Here is a 5,227-nt window from a genome sequence, read left to right on the forward strand (position 1 = left end):
TGGAGGGCTCGGGCGGCAGGCCTCTCGGAGGAACCTCCGTGGGCGTGCTGGGCGGCGCCGTCTCCAGGGAAATACCCGTGCCCGCCGGCTCGACGGGCACGGGCTCCGGCGGCCGCTGACCGGAGGCGAGCGCGATGGCCACGATCGCGGCGGCCGTGGTCACCGAGGTCCCGAGAACCGCCATCCGCTTGCGTCGTCGGCGGATCCTGCCGCCGCGCTCGATGATGGCGTGCGCGTCGAAACCCAGCGGGGGCCCGTCACCCACGTCGGAGAAGACCACCTTGACGTCGTCGCCGGAATCCATCTGCTCACCTCCCATCGGTGCCTGCCGTCGTGAACGAAAGCTCGGTGAAATGCGGTCCCAGTCGTTTGCGCAGGGTGTCGAGGCCCCGCGCGCTCTGGCTCTTGACCGTGCCCGTGGAGCAGCCCAGCGCCGCCGCCGTCTCCTCGACACTGAGGTCCTCGAAGTACCGCAGGACCAGCACCGCCCGCTGTTTCGGGGCGACGCCGGCCAGCGCGTGGCGGACCAATATCTCGTGTTCGGTGCCGGGCTGCTCCGCGGCGAGTTCCGGTGGCGTGTCCGTCAGCCGTTCCCGCTTGCGCCAGGTCCGCCGGTGCTCCGAGAGGAACGTGCGCAGCACGATCTTGCGGGCGTAGGCGTCCAAGGCGTCATGGCGGGCCAACCGTGGCCAGGCCAGATACAGCTTCAGCAGCGCTGCCTGCGCGATGTCCTCGGCATGGTGCCAGTCACCGCACAGCAGGAACGCTGTGGACCTGAGGCTGTGCGCGCGCTCGCCGAAGTACCGGGCGAACTCGCCGTCCCACGGCGAGCCCGGCCCGGCCGACGGCGGGCGGCTCAGGATCACTCGATCAGTTGGCTTCCGTAATGGCAGGCAGGTGCAGGTCGCCGGTCGGGCCGGCGGGGATCGCACGCGGCACTCGGACGACGCCCGGCGCGTTGTCCCGGGTCGGGGCGGTCTCGGGCTTCCGGGTCGTCGGAGCCTCGGAAGGCGCCGGGCGCGTGGACGTGGGCACCTGCGACGGCGCCGGGGCGGTGGTGCTGGTCGGCTGCTGGACCTGGGCGGGCGCGGCGGTGGCCATCGCCGTGCCCATCACGGCACCGCCTGCCAGCAGAAAAGCGCCCAGTGACAGTGCGATTCGAATACGCAATTCGGCTCCTCGGTTGCGGGCGCCGTCATCTCGCGGCGGCGCCTGTGCCGTTAGACATGCACCCGGGTGCCCGGCGGGTTGCATCGACTTTCGGAGAAAAAACGAACGGCCGGGAAGATGGGCTTCCCGGCCGTTCGCATACGCGGGCAGGTCAGCTGTTCAGCGCCGAAAGCTTGGTCCAGTCGGCCCAGGCGTACGTCCAGTCGCTGTAGTCGCCGTCCTTGGAACTCAGCTGCTGGGTGCTGCCTTCGATCTCCACCGGGTCACCGGTGAGGACGCCGTCGAAGTACTCCTTCGCGTTCGCCGGCGACAGGTTCAGGCAGCCGTGCGAGATGTTCTTCTTGCCCTGCGCCCAAATCGAGGCCGCGAGGCCGTGGATGAACTCGCCGTTGTTGGAGATCCGCACCGCCCAGGGGACGTTGACGTCGGTGTAGTTGTAGCGCGGGTTGCTCATCGAATACGTCGCGCTCTTCGACATCACCACGTGCGTGCCGCTGTGCGTGACCCGGCCGGGATCGGAGTCGAGCCCGTAGCTCACCGGGTAGTCCGCGACCTGCTGGCCGTCCCGGATGACCTGCATCCGGTGGGACTGCGTGTTGCCCTTCACGATCTGCGAACGGCCGATGCTGAAGCTCGAGGTGATGTCTTCCTTGCCGTACACGCCGTCGCCCATCTTGACGCCGTAGAGCTTCGCCTCGACCTTCACCGTGGTGCCGGGCTTGAAGTACTCCTTGGGCCGCCAGTGCGCCGCGGTGTCGCCCTCCAGCCAGGCCCAGGAACCCTCGGTCTTCGGCGTGGTCTCGACCTTCAGCGCCCGCTCGACCGAAGCCTTGTCGGCGACCCGGCTGGGGAAGGTGACGACGATCGGCATCGCGATGCCGTACGTCTGGTTGTCGCCGACGTTGAGGTGGCCGGAAACCTGCTTCTTCGGCTTGACCGTGGTGAACGACCCGGAGATCGGCACGCTCTTGCCGTCGGCGCCGACGGCGTCACCCGCCCAGGTGTAGGACTTGCCGTAGCCGAGTGGCTCGGTGGTCGTCCAGCTGTGCTTGTCCGAGGCCGGCGCCCCCGCGACCGGTTTGCCCTCGGCGTTGGTCAGCGTCACCGAACCGACGGTGCCGCCGGTGACCTGGATCTGGACCGGTTCGCCCGGCGCGACGTCCTGCGCGCCGGCGGCCGGTGTGATGGTGAGTTTCGCGGGCAGCGCGTTGATCTGGCTGCTGTCCGCGGGTGGCTGTTGTCCTCCGGTACCCGCGGTGTTCGTCGGCGCCGGATCGCTGCTGCAGGCGCTGAGCGCGAGAGCTGCCACGATGCCGACTACCACGCCCGGTGCCCACCGACGCCTGGAGGTGTTCTTCACTGTCACCCGAATGCCCCTATTCTCCCCTTGTACCCCCCATGTGACGCCTGACCGAGGCTGAACGTTGATCCAAAGCAACGTGATGAGCGTCACGTCCGCTTTGGGGGCAGGTATGCACGGAGCTTGAGGGCGGGGTCCGACAGAACTCAGAGTGACGAAGGTCGCCTACGGCGTTCCGGTGACCTTGCTGCCGCCATTGGTCCATCTGTTGTTCATGGGGTTCAGATTTGCCCAGATCCCGGTACTCTCCTTGTAGGCCGTCGTTTTGCGTGTTCGTGGCTTCACACTCGCGGAACTTCTGACGCGAGCTGTGGAGCGGGAGACGCGCTCTTCACTCGACTCGTTGGAACCGCCCGGGACGGTCTGGGTGCCACTTCGGTGACACTCGAAGCGGCTCTGTAACGAGGAGTAAAGCGGTGGCGCAAGGCACTGTGAAGTGGTTCAACGCGGAGAAGGGCTTCGGCTTCATCGCGCAGGACGGCGGCGAAGGCGACGTATTCGTTCACTACTCGGAGATCGACGGTCGCGGTTTCCGGACCCTCGAGGAAAATCAGCGAGTGGAGTTCGAGGTCGGTCAGGGCCAGAAGGGGCCGCAGGCTCAGAAGGTTCGCCCGCTGTAGGGCCGGTCCTTAACGCGACTATTCGTAAGACGAGTGAGCCCTCAGTGGATGACCCCGCTGGGGGCTCACTTGCTATAACGGCAGGTCAAGCCTGCTCTTATGCTCAGTGCAGATCGAGGTGGAGTTCCTCGGTGTGCGCCTCTTCGTGGCGGCGCTGCTGCGCGGACGAAGCCTGGCCTTCCCAGGAGAGGCGCTCGAGGATCCATTCCTGCGCCAGCGCGTGCGGGGAGGTGCCGCGCTCGGCCGCGATGTCCTTGAGCTGCTCGCTGGCGATGACGTTGACGCGGAGCTGGAAGACCTGCGCTTCACCGAAGCGCTTGCCGGTCCCCGTGCTCTCCTTGTCGGAGTCCGGGGCGAGTGCGGCGAGGTAGCTCGTCAGTTCGTGGTCCTCGACCGCGGGTTCCGCCTCCTTGGCGGCGGCGTTGCGGTGACGGCCGGGGTTGACCGGCTTGAGGTTGCTACGGGTACTGAGGCGACCAAGTGAGGGAAGAGGCACCCGGCCACGATAACGGTTAGGTCTCGGCAAAGATACCTCTGTGGTCCGCGACACACCGATTATTTTCCCGATCGGCGCAATGTGATCATCGAATGGACCAACCTGATCTTCACCCCGGGTAAGACTCCCAGCGCAAGGCCCGTCGCGAATTGTTCGAATTCGACAACAATGGGTGTGCGGACATGGAGAGGCCCCCGCGCCAGGGGGAGGAACGCGGGGGCCGGAGGGGATCTCCACAGGCGCTGACCGGGGGTGTGTCAGCTCCCTGATTGTTGCACGACCGGGCGCTCGCGGCGAGTGGTGAAAGCGAAAAAACCTGTCGCTGTGTCACTTACACGTTGCCGCCAGTTCATGTTGGTTCGTCACAGCGGGTCGAACAGTGTGTATTTGCAGGTTCACTCTGCGGGGGGCTGTGTGCGGAGCCATTCGCTGGCTAGCCTCGCGGCCAAGCAATCCGTAAAACCGCAATGGAGGAGCTAATGAGCGGGTCTCTTGAAGTTCGACAGTTCCTCGTTCGGTACGAGGGCGCTGATACCGCGACGCCCGGCTTGACCGCTGCCCTGCCGGCCCAGCGCACGAGCCAGTCCGAATCCCAGCGGGTGTCCGATGATCAGGTTCGACGTGCCAGGCTCGCGGTCGCCAATGGCGCCGCAGGGGTCGAGGACTGCGTCCAGCTGCTCGACATGCTCGGCCTGACACTCGACGACGACGGGCAGGCGCCTGTGCAGCGATGATGCGGCCGTGACGCCGCTTGGTCGCGGAATCTCGACCAAGCGGCTTTTTTGTGCTTGAATGAAAACACTGTTATTTAACTTGGGGAGTTGGTCATGGGTGTTGCCGCTGCGATCGGGCCGGTCGTGCAGTTGTGGGGCGGGAAGTTCATGACTTCGCCCGAGCTGGCGGAGGTCGAAGCCGAAGTCGGGCTCGGGCAGCGCTCGCTCTACCTGTGGGGGCGCGCGGCGGTACTGGGGGAGACGCCGCCGAAGGTCGTGGCCGAGCTCTTCGGGATCTTTCCCGGCTGGCTGTTCGACGTCGTCCTGCCCGCGGCGACCCAGGCGCTGGATGCGCCGGCCGCGGTGTCGGCCTACGTGGAGGCGTCGGCCCGCTGGTCCCGTGCGCACCTCTCCGGCCTGGTGGACGCGGACCGGCTCGCCGAGCTGCTTTTCCGGCTGATCGACGCCGCCGACGCCGGCGGTCTCGCGCTGTTCGCCGGTTGGCAGCGGGCTGAACGCCCGGAAGGCGCTGTCGAACGCGTCGGCCTCGGCCTCACCGTCCTGCGCGAGTATCGCGGCGGCCTGCACTTCGCCGCGCTGCGCGCCGTCGGCCTCACCGTGCCCGAGGCGGTCGTCGCGGACCCCGAGGGTGGCCGTGGTCGTCTGCTGCGCACCGCGTGGGCCCCGGACGCCGCGGACGCGCTTGTCGCGGCCGCGCGGGCCAAGTCGGACCTCGACGAGCGCTGGCGTCAGGCCCAGGCGTTGACCGACGCCCGGATGGACGAACTGATCGACTCCGAACTCGACGCCGGCGAGCGCGCTGAGCTGACCAAGCTCCTCGGCGAGCTCCAGGCGGCCCGGTTAGGGT

Annotated in this window: 7 protein-coding genes and 1 pseudogene; 3 read left to right on the top strand and 5 right to left on the bottom strand. The window is 67.3% G+C overall.

Translation table 11 applies throughout. The features are described from left to right. The 4 genes and pseudogenes from VGP60_RS37505 to VGP60_RS37520 form a co-directional block, all read right to left on the bottom strand. A pseudogene (locus VGP60_RS37505) lies at positions 1–304 on the bottom strand (hypothetical protein); the annotation flags it as partial. A 4-nt stretch (positions 305–308) separates the two neighbouring features. Next, on the bottom strand, positions 309–866 hold the full coding sequence (locus VGP60_RS37510) for a SigE family RNA polymerase sigma factor (RefSeq protein ID WP_414640464.1): 558 nt from the start codon (positions 864–866) through the stop codon (positions 309–311). Between the two features lie 4 nt (positions 867–870). Next, positions 871–1,170 (bottom strand): hypothetical protein, encoded by a 300-nt coding sequence (locus VGP60_RS37515; protein WP_327552967.1) that lies wholly within the window; start codon positions 1,168–1,170, stop codon positions 871–873. 151 nt (positions 1,171–1,321) lie between these two features. Beyond that, positions 1,322–2,536 carry an Ig-like domain-containing protein gene (locus VGP60_RS37520; RefSeq protein WP_327552968.1) on the bottom strand — a complete coding sequence of 405 codons (1,215 nt, stop codon included), beginning with the start codon at positions 2,534–2,536 and terminating at the stop codon, positions 1,322–1,324. Between the two features lie 410 nt (positions 2,537–2,946). Here VGP60_RS37520 and VGP60_RS37525 point away from each other — a divergent pair, with 410 nt between their 5' ends. After that, on the top strand, positions 2,947–3,150 hold the full coding sequence (locus VGP60_RS37525; protein ID WP_297546115.1) for a cold-shock protein: 204 nt from the start codon (positions 2,947–2,949) through the stop codon (positions 3,148–3,150). Positions 3,151–3,253: 103 nt separating this feature from the next. Here VGP60_RS37525 and VGP60_RS37530 read toward each other — a convergent pair whose 3' ends face one another. Continuing rightward, positions 3,254–3,646, bottom strand: coding sequence for a hypothetical protein (locus VGP60_RS37530; protein ID WP_327552969.1), 393 nt, complete (start codon positions 3,644–3,646; stop codon positions 3,254–3,256). A gap of 479 nt (positions 3,647–4,125) precedes the next feature. On the opposite strand from VGP60_RS37530, the gene VGP60_RS37535 reads away from it, so the two are divergent. Together VGP60_RS37535 and VGP60_RS37540 are read left to right on the top strand one after the other, a co-directional pair. Next, positions 4,126–4,380 carry a hypothetical protein gene (locus VGP60_RS37535; protein ID WP_327552970.1) on the top strand — a complete coding sequence of 85 codons (255 nt, stop codon included), beginning with the start codon at positions 4,126–4,128 and terminating at the stop codon, positions 4,378–4,380. 93 nt (positions 4,381–4,473) lie between these two features. Beyond that, positions 4,474–5,227, top strand: a 754-nt coding sequence (locus tag VGP60_RS37540; RefSeq protein ID WP_327552971.1) for an SCO6745 family protein, incomplete at its 3' end; no start/stop codon positions are given.

The sequence above is a fragment of the Amycolatopsis sp. genome (assembly GCF_036008905.1).
Classification (GTDB): Bacteria; Actinomycetota; Actinomycetes; order Mycobacteriales; family Pseudonocardiaceae; genus Amycolatopsis.

What these genes read in the sequence shown, in the direction of transcription:
- VGP60_RS37535 (WP_327552970.1), top strand. Translation starts at nt 4,126, where the DNA reads ATGAGCGGGTCTCTTGAAGTTCGACAGTTCCTCGTTCGGTACGAGGGC.